The sequence below is a fragment of the Persicitalea sp. genome, assembly GCF_041751555.1.
GTDB lineage: Bacteria > Bacteroidota > Bacteroidia > Cytophagales > Spirosomataceae > Persicitalea.
The window spans coordinates 1-22252 of sequence record NZ_JBGSXF010000289.1; the positions used below are offsets into that span (position 1 = coordinate 1).

Below are 22252 nucleotides of genomic sequence, written 5' to 3' on the forward strand. Positions count from 1 at the left end.
CTGGGCAGCCCGGTTCCGAAGTTCTCAGCAGGACTTGCCTTTACGCTGAAGTACAAGAATTTCGACTTGAACGTCTATGCCAACGGTACGGCGGGTAACAAGATTTTTAACCAGTCGAAGTGGTTCACCGATTTCTATCCCTCCTTTCAGGGATCGAGCAAGTCGGAGCGCATTAAGGATTCCTGGTCACCCGAAAACACTGGGGCCACGATTCCCATTTACGAATCGGCTTCCAATTTCAGCACCAACACCCAATCTAGTTCTTACTACGTAGAGGACGGCTCGTACTTACGGATACAGAACCTTTCCATTGGTTATACCTTACCCGCCAATGTACTGTCGCGAATCGGAATGCAGCGACTGCGGGTATTTGCCTCGACCAACAACGTGCTGACACTGACGAAGTACTCGGGCCTTGATCCTTCGGTGGGGGGTGATGCCGACACGAGCTTCGGTATCGACGTGGGTAACTACCCCATCACCCGCAGTTGGAACCTGGGCGTCAACCTCGGATTTTGATCAATGATTTCTGAACGGCAACGTTCCGTAGTTGAAAAACCTAAAATTTAAATAACAAAATGAAAAATATATCATTAAAAGGTTGGGCGATAATCGCCTCCGTTACGGCGGGACTCACTCTGGTGGGTGTCTCCTGTAATGACGACTTTCTGGAAATCCCGGCCACCGGGCAAATCAGCGAGGCGCAGTTAACTTCCAAGGCGGGCATCGAGGGGGCTCTCATTGCCACTTACTCCGTTCTGAATGGACGTAACAACCGCATGGCGAGTGCCTCCAACTGGGTGTGGGGCAGCATCCGCGGGGGTGACGCCAACAAGGGTACCGACCCCGGCGATTTCAGCGACATCAACCCCATCCAGCGTTTCGAAACACTTCCTACGCAGGGAGTGATACGTGATAGCTGGCGCGGTAACTTCGAGGGCGTGGCCCGGGCCAACAACGTGTTACGGCTTCTTGAAAAAGCCGACCCGGATGTGACCGCTGCCGACAAGAAGCGGATTTCAGCCGAAGCTCGCTTCCTGCGCGCCCACTTTTACTTCCAGTTGGTGCGTAACTTTGCCAACGTACCCATCGTAACCGAGGCCGACGACTACGGTACGGGCATCGAACTGATCAAGAACGACAAGCCCGTCTATCCTTTTATTGAGGAAGACATGAAGTACGCCGTAGCCAACCTGCCCGCTACTCAGGGAGCCGTGGGCCGGGCCAATAGTTGGGCGGCCAAGGCATATCTGGGCAAGATTTACTTGCAGCAGAAGAAGTACGCTGAGGCACTACCCATATTTACGGACGTGATCAACAACGGCGTTACTGCTGGCGGCAAGAAGTACGGACTGGTGCCGAAGTACGCGGATATTTTCAAAGCATCCAACGACAATAACCAAGAGTCGGTCTTTGCCATCCAGAACGCGGCCAACACAGGTTCGGTCAATAATGCCTTCCCAGATTTCGACCTAAACTACCCCTATAACACAGGTCCTAGCGGTCCCGGCAACTGCTGTGGGTTCTTCCAGCCCAGCTTCGAGCTGGTGAACTCGTTCCGCACTAACGCGACTGGACTGCCCCTGCTGGATGGAACTTACAACGACGCGGGAAAAGCGGTCAAGGTCGATTTTCCTTTGAAGTCAGCTGATCCCTTCACGCCTGATGCTGGTAATCTTGACCCCCGTCTGGATCACTCGGTGGGCCGTCGTGGAATCATGTACCTTGACTGGCAGCCTCACCCAGGTGCGGACTGGATCCGTAACCCAGCTAACGGTGGTCCGTATTCCCCCAAGAAGTTCACCTATTACAAGTCGGACCGCGGCTCGTTGCAGGACAACAGTTCCTGGACACCCGGCTACACAGCCCTCAACTTCCCAATCATTCGCTTTGCCGATGTGCTGCTTATGGCTGCCGAGGCCGAGATTGAGGCGGGTAGCTTAGCCAAGGCCATGGAATATACCAATATGGTGCGCCGCCGTGCGGCTAATCCCGACGGCTACGTGATGCAGGATGGCAAGCCCGCTGCCAAGTACACCATTATGGAATATCCGGCTGCTCAGTTTGCTACCAAGGAATCGGCCCGTACTGCCGTGCGCTTCGAGCGCAAGCTCGAACTCTCCGGCGAAGGCCACCGCTTCTACGATCTGGTTCGCTACGGAACGGCAGAAACCGTGCTGAACAATTACCTGACTTATGACTCTAAGTTCCTGCCCACTACGTTGGGTGGTGCTCGATTCACGGCGGGTAAGGACGAAATTCTTCCCATTCCGCAGGACGAAATAGACCTGCGAGGTGCCGAAGGACCCGGTACTCTGAAGCAGAATCCGGGGTATAAGTAAGCTTCATCGGTCTTGTTTCGTACCAAAAAAGGCAAGCCGTTCGGCTTGCCTTTTTTGGTATCTTTGGGAGTGCTTTTTGAATGATGAATAAGAGGACGCTTCAAGCAGTCGATAACTTGTATGGTTACGAAGATTTCGTAGCAAGAAAATATGGCAAAGTTCAAAATACAACTGGAGGAAAGCAGAGACAAGACATTGACCCTAATGGACATGCTGACTGTCTTCATGTGGGAATCGTAGTACTACGCTAATGGAAAAAAAGAGCAATCTGATTCAACTCATCAAAGACACGGTTTGCGCAACCGAACCTGATGCGACGCTGATCCTTTACGGTTCTTATGCGCGTGGAGATCAGAACGACGCGTCTGATATAGATTTACTGGTTGTGGTGGATAAAGAGAGTGTCACTCGAAACGATAAAGAAGGATAAAGTACCCGCTCTACGAAATAGAGTTCGCCACCGGAGCGATCATTAGCCTGCTTGTTTTTTCTAAGCAAGAATGGCACACCCGCCACCGGAACGCGCCTTTTTATGAAAATGTCAGCTTGGAAGGGCGAATCCTATGAGTGAGGAAGAACGTAACGATCTGGTAGATTATAGAATGAATTTAATAATTCAAGGATAAACACTCCTCTTCACCACCTTACTTTTGCAGCACCCAAAAACAAAGAACCCATAAATACAGCACAGATAATTTACGAACAATACAAAGTACTCCCCCAACGTGTGCGTGATGAACTCAAAGCCCTTATCGTTAATGAGGAAAACGAGGATAGTACATTGACTCTGATGGAGGAGATTGAGGCAGGCTTACGGGAAGTAAAGGCTATTCGTGAGGGGAAAATTGCCGGGATTTCCTACGAAGATTTAAAAAAAGAGATTCAGAGTGAGAAATAAAATTACTGTCACTTCATTCTTCGCCACTCGATTAAAGCGTTTGGTAAAGAAATTCTTTTCGCTAGAAGGTGAAATTGACTCCTTAATCCAACAACTGACCGAAGAGCCGACCTTGGGTATCCCATTGGGGGCGGACTTTACAAAATAAGAATAGCGAGTAAGAGCAAAGGGGGTGGTAAAAGTGGCGGTTTTAGAGTAATCATCTATTTAGTAAAAGAAAGGGAAGACGGGACGGACGTTTACCTGATTACGATGTTTGATAAATCGGAAGAAAGTACCATTAAAAAGGAGCAGCTAGTAAAGCTGATTAGCCAATTGTTAGAGCTTTGAAGCTTAATAAAAGATGCCTTATAAATATTTACGAAAACTAGCTTTCATTCTTCTGATCCTCCTCCTCGCTTCCTGCCGGGAAAAGGCCCTCTTCACCCTCCTGCCCGCCGAGGACACGGGCGTGACCTTCGCTAACCGCCTGACGGAAAACGACACGATGAATATCATCGACTTCGAGTACGTCTATAACGGCGGCGGCGTGGGCATCGCCGACCTGAACGGCGACAGTCTGCCCGACCTTGTTTTTTCGGGCAATCAGGTGAATAGCCAAATTTATATCAACAAAGGCGGGATGAAATTTGCCAACGTCAGCGATCAGGCGGGGCTTTCTAACCTGGGGCGCTGGTGTTCGGGCGTGAGTTTGGTGGATGTCAACGCCGATGGCAAGATGGACATCTACCTTTCGGCGACGACATTCAAAACCGAGTTGCAACGGGCCAATTTACTGTTTGTCAACCAGGGAAACGATGCCGAAGGCGTACCTCAATTCAAGGAAATGGCTGCTGAGTACGGCATCGCCGACACAGGCCATTCGATGCAGGCTGCCTTTTTCGACTACGACAACGACGGCGACCTCGACCTGTACGTCCTGATCGACACCATCGACGAATACCCCAACCTTTATCACAAAAAGAATACCGATGGCTCCTCACCTACCACCGACCGCCTCTACCGCTGCGACTGGGACGCCAAAGGCGGGCATCCGGTGTACGTAAACGTCTCCAAAGAAGCGGGTATCCAAACCGAAGGCTACGGCCTGGGCCTCAACATCACCGACTTCAACCGCGACGGCTTCAAGGATATTTACGTCACGAACGACTACCTATCGAACGACCTGTTGTATATCAACAACGGCGACGGAACATTCACCGACAGGGCCCAGAGTTACTTCAAACATACCAGCAACTCGGCTATGGGAAATGACGTCGCCGACCTCAACAACGATGGTCTTGCCGATGTGATGGCCCTCGATATGTTGCCCCGCGACAACGAGCGCAAGAAAAAACTCATGGGGGCGAATAGCTATCAGGGATACCTCAACAACGACCTATACGGCTTCACTTACGAGTACGTCCGCAATACGATGCAGATTAATATGGGCAATAAGCCCGGTACCAACGAGCCGATTTTTGCCGACATGGGCATGATGGCCGATGTGGCCGAAACCGATTGGAGCTGGACGCCACTGCTGGCCGATTTCGACCACGATGGCTATCGTGACCTGATCGTGACCAACGGCTTCCCACGCGATGTGACCGACCGCGATTTCGCCCAGTTTCGAGCAGAAAGCAGTACTGTGGCGACGAAAGATTATCTACTGAGTCAGATTCCAGCAGTGAAAATCAAAAACTTCGCCTTCCGTAACCGGGGTGATTTGACGTTTGAGAACGTGACCGAACAGTGGGGCATCGGCGTGCCGTCATTCTCTAACGGCGCGGCTTACGGCGATCTGGACGGAGACGGGGATTTGGACATGGTAGTCAACAATATCAACGACTCGGCCTTCGTCTATCGCAACAATCTGATGGAAACTCAGTCGGAGAAAAATCACTACCTGCGCGTAGCTTTTCAGGGCGGCGAACATAATGTGAATGGTTTGGGCGCACAGGTAGAGATCTTCTACGCCGATAGTCTGCGGCAAGTGTACGAGCATTCGCCCTACCGGGGGTACTTATCATCGGTGGAGCCGAGGGGTCATTTTGGTTTAGGCGAAGTAAAAACGGTGGACCGCGTCGTCGTCGTTTGGCCTAATGGTAAGCAACAGACGCTCAAAAATGTGAAAGCCGATCAGGTACTGACTGTCAGGCAGTCCGACGCTACTGAAACCTACACACCCGAGGCTTTGCCCGATCAGCTATTCCGCAATCTGACAGATTCGGTGGGAATCGACTATGTTCACGAGGAACCGGAATTCATCGACTTCAACGGCCAGAAACTTTTGCTGCACAAACTCTCGCAGTTTCCCCCGGCAGTCGCTACGGCGGATGTCGATGGCGATGGCCTGGCGGATTTGTTCGTGGGCGGTTCGCGGCAACATAAGGGAAGATTTTTCTTGCAGAGGTCAGACGGCACTTTCACCATCAAAGACCTGCTGCCCGGTGGAGAAGGTGTGGAAAAGCAATCGGAAGACATCGGCGTGTTGCTCTTCGATGCCGATGGCGACGGCGACAACGACCTCTACATCGCCAGCGGCAGTAACGAGCAAAACGCGGGCGACGCCAGCTACCAGGATCGGCTCTATCTCAACGATGGTAAGGGGAATTTCAGTCTGGCTCAAAACTCCCTACCCGACGCCAAAGTGAGTACTTCCTGCGTGCGGGCCACGGACTACGACCGCGACGGCGACCTCGACCTGTTCGTGGGTGGTCGAGTCGATCCGCAACATTATCCTCGCCCAGTAAATAGTTTTATTTTGAGGAATGATTCTCAAAAGGGAAAGCCTAAATTCACTAATGTCACTCAGCAAATTGCGCCGCAACTCCAAAGTGGTGGCTTGATTTGCGACGCCCTCTGGACAGATTATAACAATGACGGCTTCGTGGATTTGATCGTGGCTGGCGAATGGACATCGCTGAAAGTCTTCCAAAATAAAAACGGAACCTTCGTCCCCGACGACGCGCTCAACGGCTATCTGGAAAAGTACAAAGGCTTCTGGAATAGCATCATTGGCGGCGACTTCGACAACGATGGCGACACGGATTATGTGGTAGGCAATACGGGCCTGAACAACCTCACACGTACCTCGGAGGAAACGCCGCTTACCATGGTGGCGGGTGACTTCAACCAGGACGGCATGTACGACGCCGTGCCGATGGTATATTATCCCACCGCCTCGGGCAAGCGGGAACTTGTACCCTTCCACGGCCGCGAGGATATGATCAAGCAGATGATTCCGATGCGGGCCAGGTACCAGACCTACAACGACTTTGCGAAAGCGACTTTCGACAACCTCCTGACTGAAGAACAGCGTAAGGAAGCCGTTGTGCTACAAGCCAACTACCTCAAGTCTTCTTACATCGAAAACAAAGGCAACGGACAGTTCGAGTTGCGTCCGCTGCCTGCTCTGGCCCAGGTGGCACCCATCAATGGTATGATCGCCGACGATTTCGACGCGGACGGAAATCTGGATGTACTACTGGTAGCGAACGATTTCAGCAACGAGGTGAGCGTGGGCCGCTTCGATGCTTCCAACGGCCTGCTGCTGAAAGGGAACGGAAAAGGTAGTTTTACGGCGCTAACCCAGGCCACGACGGGATTTTACGTACCCGGCAACGCCAAAGGGCTGGTGCAACTACCCGATGCTCAGGGCAATCGCTTGATTGTCGCTACCCAAAATCGCGGGCCGATGCGCGTATTCGGAAAGCAGGAAGAAATGAGGTGGTTAGCCGTGAAGTCCGACGACGCTTACGCTTTGGTTACGTTCAAAAACGGAACGACGCGCCGGTACGAATTGTACTACGGCGCGTCGTTCCTCTCTCAATCGGTGCGGCAGATTCCGCTCGTTGGTCAGGTAGTTGGGGTAGAAATCGTTGATTTCAAAGGCAAGAAGCGAGCGGTAGATTTGAAAACTAACGCCTCTCTAATCAACCCACGCTTCCCTCCAAGCTGATTGCCAGCAGTTTCTGTGCTTCCACGGCAAACTCCATCGGTAGTTGGTTTAAAACCTCCTTGGCGTAGCCGTTTACAATCAGAGCTACGGCCTGCTCGGTACCGATGCCGCGCTGATTGCAGTAGAATAAAATATCTTCACCGATTTTTGACGTTGTCGCCTCATGTTCCACCGTGGCGGTCGGGTTGCTGACCTCGATGTAGGGGAACGTATGCGCTCCGCAGCGATCACCCAGCAGCAGCGAGTCGCACTGCGAGAAATTACGGGCGTTGTCGGCGCGTTTCATTACATCTACCAGGCCGCGGTAAGAGTTTTGGCTCTTTCCAGCGGAAATACCCTTCGCCACGATGCGACTCTTGGAGATTTTGCCAATGTGAATCATCTTAGTACCTGGGTCGGCTTGCTGGTAGTTATTCGTTACCGCCACCGAATAGAACTCACCAATGGAATTATCGCCTTTCAGAATCACGGAAGGGTACTTCCAGGTAATGGCTGATCCCGTCTCGACCTGCGTCCATGAAATTTTGGAATTGTCTCCGTCGCAGAGGCCGCGCTTAGTTACGAAATTATAGATTCCGCCCTTGCCGTTCTTGTCGCCGGGATACCAGTTCTGCACGGTCGAGTACTTTACTTCCGCGCCTTCATGAGCAAAAATCTCGACCACGGCGGCGTGGAGTTGGTTCTCGTCGCGCATCGGGGCCGTGCAGCCTTCGAGGTAGCTAACGTAGCTGCCTTCGTCGGCGATGATGAGCGTCCGCTCGAACTGCCCGGTACCAGCGGCGTTGATACGGAAATAGGTCGAAAGTTCCATCGGGCAACGCACGCCCTTGGGAATATAGACAAACGAGCCGTCGGAGAAAACTGCCGAGTTGAGACCCGCGTAAAAATTATCTTTGGGCGGCACCACCGAGCCAAGGTACTTCTTGACCAGATCGGGATGCTCCTTGATTGCTTCCGTGATAGAACAAAAGATGATCCCCTTTTCTCTGAGAGATTCTTTAAAAGTGGTGAAGACCGACTCCGAATCCATGACCGCATCCACGGCTACATTGGAAATACGCTTCTGCTCGTCCAGCGAAATACCCAGCCGCTCGAACGTGTCGCGCAATTGCGGATCCACCTCGTCCATGCTGCCGAGTTGCTTCTTTTGCTTGGGCGCCGAATAGTACTTGATAGACTGTAGGTCGATGTGGGGATAGGTGACATTAGCCCAATCGGGTTCGAATGTTTTCAGCCAGGCGCGGTAGGCTTTCAGTCGCCATTCCAGCATCCATTCCGGTTCATTTTTCTTAGCCGAAATGAAGCGAACGATGTCCTCGTCCAGGCCGGGAGGGGCCTCGTCGGCCTCAATGTCCGTCACAAATCCGTACTTATATTCGGTGCTGGTAATCTCTTCCAGCAGTTCTGCTTCCTTATTCATATTGCAATTGGGGTTACCTTATTAGGGATACGGTCTGATAACAACCGATCGCCTTGTTCAGTTTGGCATTCCCACAAAAATATAGAAAAATTCTAAATAAGTCGGCTTAGGCTTGGAATGGCTGTTTTGCGCCAAAGCAACCTATTGGTGAATAGGCCCGTACCCATTGTTGATCTAGTCCTGTCCTGCCTATGTGTAAAAGTCAGGTCTGAGAATTATTACTATTTATTCACTATCAAAACCTTTATTTTATGAAAAAAGTCATCAAAACCGCCACTGCCCTCATGCTCCCCGTCCTGATTTCGCTTTCGGGCTGTGTGAAAGACCACGACATCGACCAGCGGAAGGTCTTCAAGGTAGTCATCGAGAATGTATCGACTCCTAACCTTCTGCCCACTAACCGCGCCATGGGGACTGTACCACTTTCACCTGGCGTGTATGCCATCTACGACGGCGCTGACCCGATGTTTATGCTCAATCAGCCAGCTAACCTGGGAACCGAACATATCGCGGAAGACGGGGCCACCGATGTACTGGCTGCCGCCATGCTCGCTAACTCCGCCGTGTACTCTTCGGGCGTATTCAAATCAGCCGCCGCCAGCGGCCCGCCTATTTTTGCCGGAGAATCGATCGAATTCATGGTCAACGCCAAGCCAAGCGATAAGCTACAAATAGAGACGATGTTCGTACAGTCCAACGACTGGTTCATCAGCTTTAAGAACGGCGGCCTTGCTCTGTTTGCGGGCAACTCGCCCATCAGTGGCGATATGACTGGTCAACTGGAAATATACGACGCCGGCACCGAGGCCGATACTGCACCCGGCACAGGTCCCGACCAGAAGCCCGTACAAATGCCAGCTTCGACAATCGTAGGCCCGCAGGATTCCGAGCCCAACATTAAGGTAGCCCGCGATCGGCATACGGGATTCAACGTGCCAGCTACGGCATCGGTGATTAAGGTGACGGTGACGCCACAATGATTTTCGAGCATATTCAAGCTAAAAAAATGCGTCTCTCTCTCGGAGGGCCGCATTTTTTTATAGACCAAAACTCACTAATCATCCGTCGCTTAGGGAATGAGTGCGATCACAAATAATACCGTAATGTGGTAGTATGCGCATAATTGACAATATTGTGACCCGAACCAAAACACTAAACTACTATGCAATACCGAAGATTTGGCCGTACTGATTGGCAAGTAAGCGAGATAGGCTACGGCATGTGGGGCCTGGCGGGCTGGACAGGGTCCGATATTGAGGAAGTGAATGCTTCCCTCGACCTGGCCGTGGAGCTGGGCTGCAACTTTTTTGACACCGCCTGGGGCTACGCCGAGGGCAAGAGCGAACAGATTCTGGGTGAATTGATGAAGCGCAATCCCGATAAAAAACTCTATGCAGCTACCAAAATTCCGCCCAAAAACCGGAACTGGCCTTCACAGCCCGAATTCTCGCTGGAGGAGGTGTTTCCTGCCGACTACATCGTGGAATACACTGAGAAGAGCCTGAAGAATCTGGGCGTTGAAACCATTGACCTTATGCAGTTCCACGTCTGGGAAGACGGCTGGGCCGGGCGCGAGGAGTGGAAGGAAGCGATTCAAAAACTCACGCAGCAGGGCAAAGTACAGGCCTGGGGCATTAGTGTGAACCGCTGGGAGCCGGACAATTCACTGGAAACGATCAAAACCGGACTTATCGACGCTGTGCAGGTGATCTACAACATTTTTGACCAAAATCCCGAAGACCACCTTTTCCCGCTTTGTAAAAAACACGACGTGGGCATCATCGCGCGGGTTCCCTTCGACGAAGGTACTTTGACGGGTACTTTCACCAAAGAGACTACCTTCCCCGAAAACGACTGGCGCTCCACCTACTTCGTTCCCGAAAACCTGAACAGCAGCGTCGATCATGCCAACGCTTTGAAGCCGCTCATTCCCGAAGGCATGAGCATGCCCGAAATGGCCCTCCGCTTCATTCTGGCCAACGACGACGTAGCCACTACCATCCCCGGAATGCGGAAACTACCGCATGTCAAGTCCAACATCGAGTCCAGTGATGGCCAAACCCTGCCCAAAGATTTATTACAAAAACTAAAAAACCACCGTTGGGATCGCCAACCTACCGAGTGGTCGCAGTAGTATGTATGTGGTACGGGCGTCCCGCCCGTTTTGGTAGCCTCGAAACGGGCGGGACGCCCGTACCACACTCGTTTGCCACTTATCCCCTTTATCTTCCGTTCGGGCCTTTTGATGCAACGCAGACTTCGTGGCTTCCCTCTTTGGGTTAAATCATTTATTACAACCCAAAACTTCAATAGCCATGAAGAACGTAAAAAAAATGCTTGCCGTTGCCTTGTGCAGCCTGATGATGTTTCCCACCCTTGCGGCACATGACACGGATTGCCAACAGAAGAAACCGCAGACCTTCGAGGTCGGAATGTACCGGGTCAAGGACTCGTTGAAAATGCGCCTGATGGTGGAGAAAAAGGTGGGACAAAAAGTAATAGTTCGGCTGCTTAATCAACAAGGGCAAGTACTGCACGAAGAGGTAGTCGGAAAGCGAATGCAGAAGTATGGCCGCAATTTCGATTTCTCGCAGATCGAGGACGGTCGCTACACTTTGGAAATAGCTAATGGTGAGGAGGTAGTGCAACGCTCGATCAACCTGACCACCACCGATCTCATCGAAACTCCCGCCCGAACGCTGGTCGCGATGAACTAGTCACCAGGCAGTTTCTACTTCACAATCAATTATCCTGAATTTTGCTGGTTACGCTGGCTATCCTGCCTGATCATTTGGTCAGGCAGGATAGCCAGCTATTGGCAATGTTGCCTTCGAGTAACCACAAGTCCTAAACTCTTGACGCCATGAGAATCATTAAAATCACCGTAACACTCTTCACTGCGGGCCTACTGTTTTGCACTAACTAAATGCTAAAGGATCATGGCAATCTTTTGAACCGCTCAATATTGTCGCAACGCTGACAGCGTTGAAGCAGCGTAGAATTGTGGCCTCTGACTCCTCCTCCACAACCTTCTCTTCTTTCGTCGTAACGAAATAAACATCGTCACTATCGGGACAGCCGTCAGGATTTTCGATATATGCGCCCCAGTGCCCTCTTGCTTTTCGAACGAGGCCTGCCTTCCTTCGTTAGGCCTCGCATGGCTTACTAACCGTGGAAGATCACGAAGTACTTTGTCAGCAGAAGATTTGTGCCACCGTCGGTAGCACAAATTTGAATTGCTGGAAGTTAAACATATATCTTTGTTCCATACGCCCAGGCGAAGCTCGATGACGAAGAATGACTACGAAGCAGGGGGGACGAAGACATGACAAATCGCTTATAATGACGAATACAATACGCTTCCTGATCGGGTTATTGTTACTGTGTTTACCACTTTTCAGGCAAGATTTTTTTGTAGCGCACGCCACTATATTCCCGCTCTATTTTTTTCTATTTCCTATCGGGTTGATCATAATACTCTGGTCAATTTCCGGTCGGCGCTTCTTTCGTCTGGGCGTGTGGTTGGGCGTCTTTATTTTTATTGAAGTCGCCTTAGTCGGGAGTGTTGTCTACATGGCTCATTATCAAAGGTACACCCCCTTGACGGACAGTTACTACTATTGGGTTCGGGGGCAGTATGGGTACTTCAAAAATACCACCAACTTTGATTCGAATCTATCTCGCTACGACTCCTCACTGACCTACCGCTTTCGACCAGGCATTACGGGCAGGTTTACCAACCCAGAATTTGATGTGGAGATCAAGACAAATTCGCTTGGCGTACGAGACGACGAAGCCAGCCTTCAGCAGCCGTCCATTGTTGTTCTGGGCGACTCTCACGCAATGGGGTGGGGCGTAGAGCACCAAGAGCGGTTTTCAGGAGTTCTTGAAAATCGCCTTCATGTGAAGGTACTCAACACCGCCATTACGTCTTACGGCACGCATCGGGAGACCAAGTTGCTTGACCAGGTTGATTTGGATTCTTGTCAGCTACTCATTATCCAATATTGCGAGAACGATTTGGAGGAGAATAAGGCCAATTTGATTGAGGCTCAGAACATCGGGATGGATAATGTTGCGTTCAAGGCCGCAGAAAAACAAAACACGATCAATAAAACCTATTTTCCGTTCAAAGGTATTTTCCTGGCCCTCCGCTGGCTGATTACAACCGGAATTAAAAGTGCCTTTCAACCTGCTTCCCAAGCTTCCCCTTCACCGGTTGTCGCCCCTCAGGCGACAAATTTCGATCACGCCGAAGCCTTTTTTCCGTATCTGAGCCGGGTAAGAGAGCGATACGAGGGGCCAATCATTGTCTTTGACCTGGGCGTTTACAACTACCCCATTGTGAAAGAGTTCCAGGCCTATCAGGCTCTCCATCCTACAGATAATATACATTTCGTCAATGTACACCCTTTGCTAACCCAACGAGAGTACTTCACCATCGATGATCATATCAATGCCCGTGGTCATGCCAAAATAGGGAAAACATTGGCTGATTTTATTCAAAAAATGGGTTGGTTGAAGTCCTACGAAGTTCCGATCAGCGATGTAGTTCCAGGTAGATAGTCTCGTTGGGCTTTGTCATGAGAGGTACCCCATCCAGCAAGGATTTTCCATTCACCAGGGTAGACTTGCCGGCCCTTTTTAGCCGATAATGCTTTTCAGGGCTTATCGGAAACCATTCCTGAAATTGATTGATCCGGGGATAGTCATGGGGCATGTTAAGATTGACGGCATGTAGTTCACTCCCAAATCTTACCTTCCCCGTCCAGCCCGAGGCGCTGCGGAGCGTGAGGTACAGGGCGCCCTCCTTCACCGCTGCCCCATAGACCAGGTCGGGCTGCCAGTTAGTCACCACAATCCCCGCCGTTTTCCAAAGGGCGTACATCAGAGAGGTACGGGCAAAATTGCCATCTCCGTGCCAGCCTTCGATGATCCCATCGGGCTTTTGCATTGCCCAAAGTACCTGGGTTTCGCTGTCTATCCATTGATCCAGCCCCGCTACCGGCTCTCGCAGGTACAGATTGAGGGCACCTTCGATGGCATCGGCATATCCGTCGGCGCTGCCGCCTTCCCAGTTGTGGCCGCGGAAGTGTTGATTCAGGGTACCCAGCGGTTTCAGTACCGCCTCCCGATAGGCCTCGGTATGGTCCATGAGGTACACCGTGTAAAAGGAGTTGAGAATATAGCCGTAGGTGTCGGCAAGGCGGGATGCTACGATCTCGCCCGTTTTTGGATTGAACTCATCGTAAAACATCCCGTGCTCATTCCTTCCTTTGGCCAGAATTACATCGAGTATTTCGTGAATGTAAGGCTGCCACTGCTTTTTTCGGGTGGGGTCAGCCTCTGCCACTACGGCGTACATCTCCACCAGTCCCGCTACGATTTCTCCGCCATGGTCGCGCAGTCGCAGGCGGTCCAGCGATCGGGTGGGTAGGTTAGCGTCGTTGAGGAAGTGATCGCCGATCTGTACCCCCCAGGCCAGCCACTTGGGGTCACGGGTCATCCAGTACATGCGGGCCAGTACTTGCAGCAGGTCACCGTTTACTTCCACCACAGCGCTGTTTCCGAAGAACTTGCCCCTGATTTCCGTCGGTACATCGATCAACTGATCCAGATCGGCCAGCATGCCCAGCATGCGTTCCGACCAGGGGCTGGGGCCCAGCCATTCCGTGAGGGGAATCAGGCCATCCTTCATGTACTCAGCGGCTCCGAACACGACCTGGCTGGTATCCACCTGCTCGTTTTCAAAGCCCTTTTTACAAAACGAATAGGTATCGGGCAGCCGTCCGATGCGCGACGTCAGGCGGGTTTCGGTGGTGAGCATGTCTTTCATCCGCCCCTCGAACAGCGCCGGGTCCAGCAGGGAGGACGTCATCACCATAAAAGGGTAGTTGTCGGCTGCCGCGTCCCAGGCGTTCCAGATACATGTGCTTTGCGTCAGGTTTCGCGGAATAAGCCCCGTGGTGCTATCGGCTTTACCCAGCCAGCCCGTCACGTACCGCTGGCACCGGCGAAAAGATTCGTTGGCCAGTTGACCGTTAGCAAGGGCTTGTTTGAAGTAGGCGTCATTTTCTGGCTTAGTCTGAGCTTGTGCGCGTGGGCACAATCCGCTAAAAACAGTTAGTAGCGTGGCAATGAGATACCAGGGAAGGGATGATTTCATTGGGAGCAGGACTGGGAGAGGAAATGAGGTGCTGCCGGAATAAGGAGGGATAGGGTAGTTTTTACTGAAATTCTTTGGTCTGGTACTTTGCGCCGAAAACGGCCAAATTGTTTATAGTCCGAGATAGTCCTTTGAAAGACATACGCATAACCTGGCAACGAAGGAAAATAACGAAATACAGAGTTTTTTTCCATCCATTCTACTATTTTATTTGCCGTCAAAACTCAAAAAAGGGGGGCTCAATGCCATTGAGTCGCAGGTACACGAGCGTTTCGGCCCGATGGTGGGCGATGTGCATGAAGGCGCGGAGCAGAAAATCACGTCCGCTGTGTTTTTTCCAGTAATCGTTGGACCCAAAGCCCGTTTTATCCAGCAGGCTTTCGTCCAGGTTTTCCAGAATTTCACTGCAGTGTTGATGGCAGCGCGTGTAGTACTCTTTCACCGTCGCTTTGTCCAGTTGCGTGGGCTCAGCCAGGGCGGGCTGCCCGACGATGTTCCCGATAAAGAAGATGTTCCAATGGGCCGCGTGGGTGTACTGCTTGCCAAAAGTCATCTGCGCGGGCGTTGGTTTGTACGCATAAATTTCGGCCGGCATCTTATCAAGTACTTTCAGACTGTACGATAGAGCCGTTTTCCAGCGGGGAAGGAAATCTTGAAGGATCGCACTATTGCTGGATATAGCCGCTGATTCCGGTAGTTGAGTTCCGGTAAAGAGGAGACTGCCTGAAATAGTTTTGAGGGCTTTGTTTCTATTCATAATTAGAGTTAGCATAGAGGTTGGGGGCTGCATAGCATGGGACAGGGACGGGAGGCTTACCTCTGCTAAGTACGCACCATTGAATTAGGTTCGAAAGTTTTTGTGGTTCGACCGACCCCCATAATTACTTTTTTCGCCATCTGCACGAATAATCCGTGACCTACTAATCCTTCGATTCCGTTCAATTCTGCCGCAAGGGATGAGGGATCTTTGATGAGGCCGAAGTTGGTATCAATAATATAATTTCCTTCATCAGTCAGGTATTCTGTCGTTCCTGTCCTTCTAACTATTCCATCACCATTCAATTTGCTTATTCGCTTCAGGACGAAGTTTGTGGCAAAAGGAATAACTTCAATCGGTAGTTTGAAGGCACCCAACACATCCACCTTTTTTGCAGAATCGACAATGATGATCAGGTCAGTGGTCATAGAAGCAACAATTTTTTCCCGGAGTAGTGCCCCACCACCTCCTTTGATCAAGTTGAGTGAAGGATCGAATTCGTCGGCACCGTCGACGGTTATATCGATGGTATCGACCTTGTTGATGTCTACAAGCGGAATGGCCAGGGAGGTCGCCAGATCTCGGGTGTGGTCGGAGGTAGGGATAGCCCTAATCTCCAATCCGTTTTTGACCAGCTTTCCGATCTCCCGGATCGCATAACCTGCCGTCGATCCGCTACCGAGCCCTACGGTCTGGCCGTCGAACAACAGTTTAACTGCTTCTTTGGCAGCTAATTCCTTCTCAAATTCTATCGATATATTCATCTGCCCGGCGATTCGATTTTTGCTTAGTGAGGCTAAAATCGTCAAAATTAGCATATAAAACATTTCACCGTGGGTTCTATGTGTTTGTCATAGAAATTCACGGATTAGACTATTGAGAACGAGGGCACCATTTTTTTAGCGATAGCCGAAGAACACTTTGACCAATCCATTCCCCCACGTAATGAATTTTTTTTTCCGATCATTACTGTTCGGCGGACTGCTGCTGGCAGCGGCTTGTTCCACCGAGCAGAGTAAAACAACCACGACAGACGCAGACGCCAGCGGCGCATCCCCAGGCATGAGCGAGCCCGATCCTGCTTTTAGCTACGATAAAAAAGCAGCGGGTGATTCCCTGAAACAGTGGGTGGACTCGACTTCGCTGGCCATAGATTTCCCGAAAATAGATGAAAAAAAGCAAGCCCCTCAACTGTACGTTTTTTATAAGGGTAGCAATTTTAGCCCCGCCTGGGGCATCGGCACCTCGCAAGAAATGATTGAAACGATCAGCCAGATCGATCGTGAAGGCTTGAACCCCAACAATTTCCCGCTCGATGAATTGCGCTCCCTGGTGGATAGCGCCAAACGTGGAAATGTCTCCGCCGAAACCGGAGCGCAACTCGACCTGATGCTGTCGGCATGCTACCTCAAGTTGGCCGACCTGCTGGCTACCGGGAAAATCAAGGCCGACCAACTGTCGGACGACTGGCACATCAAGGATCAGGTACCGGATTCGTTGGCCGTTCAATTGAAGCGGGCGGTATCAGGACAAGTACAGTCTTCGCTCTCCCAGCTCCGTCCCGGCTTTGGTCAGTATACCAAATTGCGCCAGCACCTGGCGCGGTACCGTAAGTTGTTGGCAGCAGGTGGCTGGTCTACGGTGGAGGAGGGGCCCGACCTGGCACCGGGCGATTCGAGTCAGCAGGTCATCGCCATTCGGCGCCGGCTTGCCGTCACGGGCGACCTCAATGCGCCTTCCACCGAACGCCCGCAAAGCGCCCGTTACGATTCCAGCCTGATTCAGGCAGTCAATCGCTACCAGCAACGCAATGGGCTCACTGTGCAGGCTAAAATTACCGACCGCATGGTGCAGATTATGAATATCTCCGCCGAGGAGCGGGTCAAGCAACTCATGCTTAACCTCGATCGTATCCGCTGGATTTCGACCGGGCCTATGCCAGATACTTACGCCATGGTGAACGTGCCTGAATACCGGCTGCACGTCGTGGAGGATGGCCAGGAGGTCAAGGTGATGCCGGTGGTAGTCGGGAAGGTAATGAACGCCACGCCGGTGTTCCAGGACCAGATCGAACATGTCGAATTCTCGCCCTACTGGAACGTGCCCACCAGTATTTCCACCGCCGAACTTTGGCCCCAAATCAGGGCAAGCAGCTCGTACCTGGATCGAAAACATATGGAGATTCTGGACGGCTGGGGTAGCAACGCACGGGTTGTGAGCCGGAGCAGCGTGGACTGGGGAAACCTGCGCAGCTATCGCATCCGGCAGAAACCTGGCCCGTGGAATGCCTTAGGACAGGTCAAGTTCATGTTTCCCAATCAGTATGCGATCTACCTGCACGATACTCCCTCCGAGCAACTCTTCGACGAAACCCGCCGGGCTTTCAGCCACGGTTGCATCCGTATCGCCGATCCCGCCTGGTTTGCCGACTGGATCCTGCCGCAGTTCAACCGCGAAGAGGTGACCGAAAAAATGAATAACCGACAGTTGGAAGTAGTAGAATTGGACCAGAATGTCCCGGTCTATATCGTCTACCTGACGGCTTTTGAAGATGGCCAGGGAAGGCTCAATTTTCGCCCTGATCTTTACGGGATGGATGAAAGACTGACGCCAGAGTTTGACCAGTAGGTGGTTTGGTTACCGAATGCGTCACCAGTGGTATTATCAAAATAGCTTGAGGCTCACTTTTTCATAAAATGCATCTTGATAAAATCAGGAATTATGTCAAAGTCGGTAGGCAGGGTACCGTGTCCGCTCCCGTGCATATAGTAGCCGAGATCGTTCAGGGCCGGAGTTTCTGCCTCGGGCCACATCGTAGAGGACCTCGCACAACTCGCTGACGGTTGAAGACTACAAACTCCGAATATCAGACTGCCGATGATAGAAAAATACAGAATAATTGAAAACTAGAAAGTACGGGGCGAAATTATCCTATCAGTCAAACAAGCCACCTGCCAGGTACTGCCTGTGCCGGTGTCTGACGGGCAAGGCGGCCTACGAGCGAATCGACGAGCCGCAGCGCGGCCACGGACGCATTGGCCAGCGCAGCTACGCCTGTCACAGTCTACCATCCAACGCGTTGGCCGCCCGCTGGTGCAAGGTAGGCATGGGACCTGCGTCGCCGTTACCCGTACTCGTAATAGCCTGGAAGGTACGCCGGTAAGCCAGCAGACGCACTACTACGTCAGCAACGCCCGCCCTGCTGATCAGGAAGAGGCAGAGGAGATTTTCGACGCCATCCGCCGACATTGGCTCCTCGAAGTGACGCACCACTACCGGGACGAGACTTTGGCCGAGGATGACCTGAAAACTAAGAGCCAGCCCGTCAGCAAGACCATGAGCAGTTTGAGGACACTGGCAGTCAATCTATTGAAGCGAATGAAGCCGAAGAACATGGCCGCTCAAATCGATAAGTTTGCCGACAATTTCAATGCACTGATTCAATTCATGACCCAACAAATGGTTTTATAAGAAAACCCTGTGTTACTGATTTACAGAACACTACAAAGATGTGTATATACTTAAGTTGGGGATACAGACCACGGATTAGGAACTAGGGGCATATTTCATGAGTAGTCCTGAAAATGTTGTTCTAAAATTTCTGTCAGGAATTCTTTACTTAGAGGTTTTGTTTCAAAGCCCGTTACGTCTTGTATTTCCTTTGCCCTTTTTATATCATCAGGATTTGCTGACGTTGTCAATATAACGATAAGCACTTTGGCTTTTTGAGCTAAACTTAGATTTTTGTATGCGTCCAAAAATTCCCATCCGTTCATTTTAGGCATATTTAGGTCTAAAAATATGAGATCGGGTGGGCTGATATTTTCATTTTTCAGATATGCCATTGCTTCGATACCATTATTAGCAGTATCAATATTATTGACAATGTCCATTTCTGAAATAATAATTTGATGATAGAAATTATCATCATCATCATCATCAACTAATAAAATACAGTTTAATTTTTTTTTCATAATATATTTGTATCAACTTTTGGTATTGTAAAATAGAATGTGCTTCCTTTTCCGAATTCTGATTCAACCCATATTTCCCCTCCGTGCAGTTCAATAATTTTTTTGCACAATGAAAGTCCTATGCCAGTACCTGCATATTCAAAACGGGTGTGAAGACGTTGAAAAATTATGAATATCCTATTGTAATAATCTTTTTCTATTCCAATACCATTGTCTTCTATGGTGAATAGAAATTCTTTTCCTGTGTCACAGGCTGAAATGTTTATAACAGGGACAATGTCTTTCTTTTTGAATTTGATTGCATTGAGTATTAGGTTTTGAAAAACTGATTTTAAGTCGTAGCAATTTATGACGGGTAATTTTTTGACATGAATTTCGGCACCGCTTTCTTTTATAATGGCTGTCAGGTCGATTAAAATTTCGTGTACTAATTTATCGCAATCCATTGCTCTCAAGGCCATGTCTTTTCCTACTCTGGAATATTCAAGCAAGTCAAAGATGAGCTTTGACATACGGTTTGCGCCTCCGCTTATCAAGCCCATGTATTCATTAATTTCCTTATTGGGATATTTCTCTAACTTTTGCGCTAATAGCTTTGAGAAATTGGAAATACTTCTAAGTGGTTCTTGCAAGTCATGGGAAGCAGCATAGGCGAATTGTTCAATCTCTTTGTTCTTTCTTTCTAATTCAATATTGTACTGAATTAGTTTTTTTTCGGCTCTGTCCTGTTCAGTAATATCCTGCACAGTGCCCACCATCCTGGTGACTTTCCCAATAGCGTTAAGGATTATTTTGCCTATTCCCTGGATAACCTTTTTACTGCCATCGGGTAAGACAATAGTAAACCTAACGGGAACACTCTCAAATTCCAGAGTGCTTTTTTCTTTAAATGCATATATGGCTTCCCTAATATTGTTCTTAACTCTTGCCTTCGTACTCTCGATATCCTCTGGCAACATACGCTCCAGTGCTTTTTCAAAACTCACTTCGAATCGTTCATTGCCGTATCCGTAAACGTTATACATCTCGTTTGACCATTGGACTTTATGAGTGTCCAAATTCATCTCCCAGTTTCCTATTTTTGCTAATCGTTGTGCATCGTTGAGTTTTTCTTCACTTAGTTTTAATTCGTGTATATGGAATTCGAGCTCTTCAGCCATGGTATTTAAGCCAACAGCAATGGCATCTAATTCATCACCTGCTTCGCTTACCTCTATGGTTTCTGAAAAATCCATTCGGGTGATTTTTATCAGAGCATCCAGTATACTAGCAATTCTTTTTTCATTTTCCTGAATAAAATTTGTTTTTGATTCTAAATCCTGATTGGCTTGTATTCGTTCTTGAATATTGTTAGAAAGCTCTTTGGTCACAACATTAAACGAATTTGCCAGAACACCAATTTCGTCTTTTGAAAATACCTCTGCTTTTACATTAAAATCTCTATCGGAAATACTTTTTGAAACTTTCATGATTTCTTTCAACCCTTTTGATATACCTCTTTCAACAAAAAAAGTAAGTATCAGTCCGCTGAAACCAACTGTCAACACGATAGTGAGCAGTAGTGTCAATATAATATTTTCAAGCCAGCGTGCTCCTTCTCCCAGCGTGTAAGTAAACTCATTTTCCAGTGTTGTAAGTTTTTGATTGATTGGGTCCATTTCCTTAATAATCTCATCCAATTTATTTTGAGATGGGGACGGTAAATTTATCTCTGAATGTAATTTTCTGGCAATGGGTTCTAATTTAGAAATGACGGAATCTGCTTCTGTCCAGATGTTTATAGCTTTGTGAATATAAGATATAGTATTGAATCTTCGAAATAGTTTAATCATTCCATCAATATCATCAGGATGATTTCGCCCTTCCAATAGCCCTTGTCGGGCCAATTCTAAATCAGGATTTTTCTTTCTTAATTGCAACAGAGTTTTTTGGTCGCCCAAAGGCACTTTCATAAAATCATAAAATGCTTGTTCGTCTTTCTCACTATGGGTTTGAGAATACTGTTGCAAGTTGTAAACTGCATCTTTTTGTGCTTTTGACCATAATCCTTCTGCTCCTACAAAAGCTCTTACCGACGAAAGTGTATTTACAGCAAAGTAAAGTGTTCCCATTTCAATTGCAATAAGTACAGCCATAATACCTACCACAAAATACAATTTCCTGGCAATAGAAATATTATTAAACCATTTGAAAAAAGAAAATTTTGCCATTAATAGTTTGATTTTATAAATATTGCTTTAACCACTCTGTTGCTTCTACTTCGTCATTGAACATTTTTACTGGATAAGGTTGTTTCTTTATACTAAAAAAAAGGTTTGCTGCCATTTTTCCCACAGCAGATCGGGAAATTATGGCAACTGCTTTCACGACTTCTGGAATTACCTCGGCAGCGTAGTCGCGCATTTCTTTGTTTGCAGGGGGCGAATCGGTACTGTCAGAAAGCATGCAGACCTTCTCTCCGCCTGTTATTTTTCTGAATTCTTCCATCGTCTTTTTTGCCTCTTCTACCGTTTGCTGAGGAACTTTTTTAGCAACGGAGCAAAGAATTCCATTTTCATCAAACCAAACAGTTGAAGATGGTAATTCAATGACATTGGCATTTGGGGGTGGTACCATACTTTTATTTACAATTTTTATTGATTAAAATAATGTATTTTCATCCCGCACCGGAGACGGTCGGCCGCTGCCGTGCCGACGGTTGATAGCCATGAGGTTCGCCTGGTCGATTTCGCCCCAGAGGGGGGCCGACCGCAAC

At 49.4% G+C, this 22252-nt stretch carries 19 protein-coding genes and 1 pseudogene; 13 read left to right on the plus strand and 7 right to left on the minus strand.

The genetic code is table 11. From position 1 onward, the window contains the following. From ACEW8P_RS10080 to ACEW8P_RS10105, 6 genes and pseudogenes are all read left to right on the plus strand, one after another. Positions 1 to 519: pseudogene (locus ACEW8P_RS10080) on the plus strand (SusC/RagA family protein); the annotation flags it as partial. Between the two features lie 59 nt (positions 520 to 578). Continuing rightward, positions 579 to 2342, plus strand: a complete 1764-nt coding sequence (locus ACEW8P_RS10085; RefSeq protein ID WP_373512957.1) for a RagB/SusD family nutrient uptake outer membrane protein — start codon at positions 579 to 581, stop codon at positions 2340 to 2342. A gap of 250 nt (positions 2343 to 2592) precedes the next feature. After that, positions 2593 to 2772 (plus strand): nucleotidyltransferase domain-containing protein, encoded by a 180-nt coding sequence (locus ACEW8P_RS10090; protein WP_373512958.1) that lies wholly within the window; start codon positions 2593 to 2595, stop codon positions 2770 to 2772. A gap of 297 nt (positions 2773 to 3069) precedes the next feature. Continuing rightward, the gene (locus tag ACEW8P_RS10095; protein WP_373512959.1) at positions 3070 to 3240 is read left to right on the plus strand and encodes a hypothetical protein; all 171 of its coding nucleotides are present in this window, start codon (positions 3070 to 3072) and stop codon (positions 3238 to 3240) included. A gap of 150 nt (positions 3241 to 3390) precedes the next feature. After that, entirely contained in the window at positions 3391 to 3570 is a 180-nt protein-coding gene (locus ACEW8P_RS10100) for a hypothetical protein (protein WP_373512975.1), read from the plus strand. 13 nt (positions 3571 to 3583) lie between these two features. Next, a complete protein-coding gene (locus ACEW8P_RS10105) occupies positions 3584 to 7180 on the plus strand; it encodes a VCBS repeat-containing protein (RefSeq protein ID WP_373512960.1) in 3597 nt (1198 codons plus the stop codon). On the opposite strand, the gene sufB is transcribed toward ACEW8P_RS10105, so the two are convergent. Beyond that, positions 7155 to 8600, minus strand: coding sequence for a Fe-S cluster assembly protein SufB (sufB, locus tag ACEW8P_RS10110; RefSeq protein ID WP_373512961.1), 1446 nt, complete (start codon positions 8598 to 8600; stop codon positions 7155 to 7157). The genes ACEW8P_RS10105 and sufB overlap by 26 nt on opposite strands. Positions 8601 to 8851: 251 nt before the next feature. Between sufB and ACEW8P_RS10115 the strand changes: the two genes are divergently transcribed. From ACEW8P_RS10115 to ACEW8P_RS10130, 4 genes are all read left to right on the plus strand, one after another. Next, a complete protein-coding gene (locus ACEW8P_RS10115) occupies positions 8852 to 9580 on the plus strand; it encodes a spondin domain-containing protein (protein ID WP_373512962.1) in 729 nt (242 codons plus the stop codon). Between the two features lie 182 nt (positions 9581 to 9762). After that, entirely contained in the window at positions 9763 to 10734 is a 972-nt protein-coding gene (locus tag ACEW8P_RS10120) for an aldo/keto reductase (RefSeq protein WP_373512963.1), read from the plus strand. Between the two features lie 181 nt (positions 10735 to 10915). After that, the gene (locus ACEW8P_RS10125) at positions 10916 to 11317 is read left to right on the plus strand and encodes a hypothetical protein (RefSeq protein ID WP_373512964.1); all 402 of its coding nucleotides are present in this window, start codon (positions 10916 to 10918) and stop codon (positions 11315 to 11317) included. 625 nt (positions 11318 to 11942) lie between these two features. Further along, the gene (locus ACEW8P_RS10130) at positions 11943 to 13166 is read left to right on the plus strand and encodes an SGNH/GDSL hydrolase family protein (protein WP_373512965.1); all 1224 of its coding nucleotides are present in this window, start codon (positions 11943 to 11945) and stop codon (positions 13164 to 13166) included. On the opposite strand, the gene ACEW8P_RS10135 is transcribed toward ACEW8P_RS10130, so the two are convergent. The 3 genes from ACEW8P_RS10135 to rpiA all read right to left on the minus strand — a co-directional run bounded on the left by ACEW8P_RS10135 (position 13141) and on the right by rpiA (position 16350). After that, positions 13141 to 14766, minus strand: a complete 1626-nt coding sequence (locus tag ACEW8P_RS10135) for a hypothetical protein (protein ID WP_373512966.1) — start codon at positions 14764 to 14766, stop codon at positions 13141 to 13143. The two genes, ACEW8P_RS10130 and ACEW8P_RS10135, sit on opposite strands and share 26 nt — an antisense overlap. A 217-nt stretch (positions 14767 to 14983) precedes the next feature. Beyond that, entirely contained in the window at positions 14984 to 15523 is a 540-nt protein-coding gene (locus ACEW8P_RS10140; RefSeq protein WP_373512967.1) for a DinB family protein, read from the minus strand. A gap of 65 nt (positions 15524 to 15588) precedes the next feature. Continuing rightward, entirely contained in the window at positions 15589 to 16350 is a 762-nt protein-coding gene (gene rpiA, locus ACEW8P_RS10145) for a ribose-5-phosphate isomerase RpiA (RefSeq protein WP_373512968.1), read from the minus strand. A gap of 118 nt (positions 16351 to 16468) precedes the next feature. Here rpiA and ACEW8P_RS10150 point away from each other — a divergent pair, with 118 nt between their 5' ends. The 3 genes from ACEW8P_RS10150 to ACEW8P_RS10160 all read left to right on the plus strand — a co-directional run bounded on the left by ACEW8P_RS10150 (position 16469) and on the right by ACEW8P_RS10160 (position 18994). Further along, positions 16469 to 18151: a murein L,D-transpeptidase gene (locus ACEW8P_RS10150; protein ID WP_373512969.1), complete on the plus strand. Its 1683-nt coding sequence runs from the start codon at positions 16469 to 16471 to the stop codon at positions 18149 to 18151. Positions 18152 to 18422: 271 nt separating this feature from the next. Further along, on the plus strand, positions 18423 to 18686 hold the full coding sequence (locus ACEW8P_RS10155; RefSeq protein WP_373512970.1) for a hypothetical protein: 264 nt from the start codon (positions 18423 to 18425) through the stop codon (positions 18684 to 18686). Beyond that, a complete protein-coding gene (locus ACEW8P_RS10160) occupies positions 18617 to 18994 on the plus strand; it encodes a hypothetical protein (RefSeq protein ID WP_373512971.1) in 378 nt (125 codons plus the stop codon). The genes ACEW8P_RS10155 and ACEW8P_RS10160 overlap by 70 nt, the downstream gene beginning before the upstream one ends. A gap of 95 nt (positions 18995 to 19089) precedes the next feature. Here ACEW8P_RS10160 and ACEW8P_RS10165 read toward each other — a convergent pair whose 3' ends face one another. Genes ACEW8P_RS10165 through ACEW8P_RS10175 form a run of 3 tightly spaced genes read right to left on the minus strand, consistent with a single transcriptional unit; the run spans position 19090 to position 22113 of the window. Then, entirely contained in the window at positions 19090 to 19497 is a 408-nt protein-coding gene (locus ACEW8P_RS10165; RefSeq protein ID WP_373512972.1) for a response regulator, read from the minus strand. Next, a complete protein-coding gene (locus ACEW8P_RS10170; protein ID WP_373512973.1) occupies positions 19494 to 21707 on the minus strand; it encodes an ATP-binding protein in 2214 nt (737 codons plus the stop codon). The genes ACEW8P_RS10165 and ACEW8P_RS10170 overlap by 4 nt, the downstream gene beginning before the upstream one ends. A gap of 13 nt (positions 21708 to 21720) precedes the next feature. Then, on the minus strand, positions 21721 to 22113 hold the full coding sequence (locus ACEW8P_RS10175; RefSeq protein WP_373512974.1) for a hypothetical protein: 393 nt from the start codon (positions 22111 to 22113) through the stop codon (positions 21721 to 21723). Positions 22114 to 22252 lie beyond the last annotated feature (139 nt).

Coding starts and splice junctions, on each gene's coding strand:
- ACEW8P_RS10150 (WP_373512969.1), top strand. CDS start 16,469: ATGAATTTTTTTTTCCGATCATTACTGTTCGGCGGACTGCTGCTGGCA.
- ACEW8P_RS10130 (WP_373512965.1), top strand. CDS start 11,943: ATGACGAATACAATACGCTTCCTGATCGGGTTATTGTTACTGTGTTTA.
- ACEW8P_RS10175 (WP_373512974.1), bottom strand. CDS start 22,113: ATGGTACCACCCCCAAATGCCAATGTCATTGAATTACCATCTTCAACT.
- ACEW8P_RS10120 (WP_373512963.1), top strand. CDS start 9,763: ATGCAATACCGAAGATTTGGCCGTACTGATTGGCAAGTAAGCGAGATA.
- sufB (WP_373512961.1), bottom strand. CDS start 8,600: ATGAATAAGGAAGCAGAACTGCTGGAAGAGATTACCAGCACCGAATAT.
- ACEW8P_RS10085 (WP_373512957.1), top strand. CDS start 579: ATGAAAAATATATCATTAAAAGGTTGGGCGATAATCGCCTCCGTTACG.
- ACEW8P_RS10170 (WP_373512973.1), bottom strand. CDS start 21,707: ATGGCAAAATTTTCTTTTTTCAAATGGTTTAATAATATTTCTATTGCC.
- ACEW8P_RS10165 (WP_373512972.1), bottom strand. CDS start 19,497: ATGAAAAAAAAATTAAACTGTATTTTATTAGTTGATGATGATGATGAT.
- ACEW8P_RS10105 (WP_373512960.1), top strand. CDS start 3,584: ATGCCTTATAAATATTTACGAAAACTAGCTTTCATTCTTCTGATCCTC.
- ACEW8P_RS10140 (WP_373512967.1), bottom strand. CDS start 15,523: ATGAATAGAAACAAAGCCCTCAAAACTATTTCAGGCAGTCTCCTCTTT.
- ACEW8P_RS10090 (WP_373512958.1), top strand. CDS start 2,593: ATGGAAAAAAAGAGCAATCTGATTCAACTCATCAAAGACACGGTTTGC.
- ACEW8P_RS10135 (WP_373512966.1), bottom strand. CDS start 14,766: ATGAAATCATCCCTTCCCTGGTATCTCATTGCCACGCTACTAACTGTT.
- ACEW8P_RS10115 (WP_373512962.1), top strand. CDS start 8,852: ATGAAAAAAGTCATCAAAACCGCCACTGCCCTCATGCTCCCCGTCCTG.
- rpiA (WP_373512968.1), bottom strand. CDS start 16,350: ATGTTTTATATGCTAATTTTGACGATTTTAGCCTCACTAAGCAAAAAT.
- ACEW8P_RS10125 (WP_373512964.1), top strand. CDS start 10,916: ATGAAGAACGTAAAAAAAATGCTTGCCGTTGCCTTGTGCAGCCTGATG.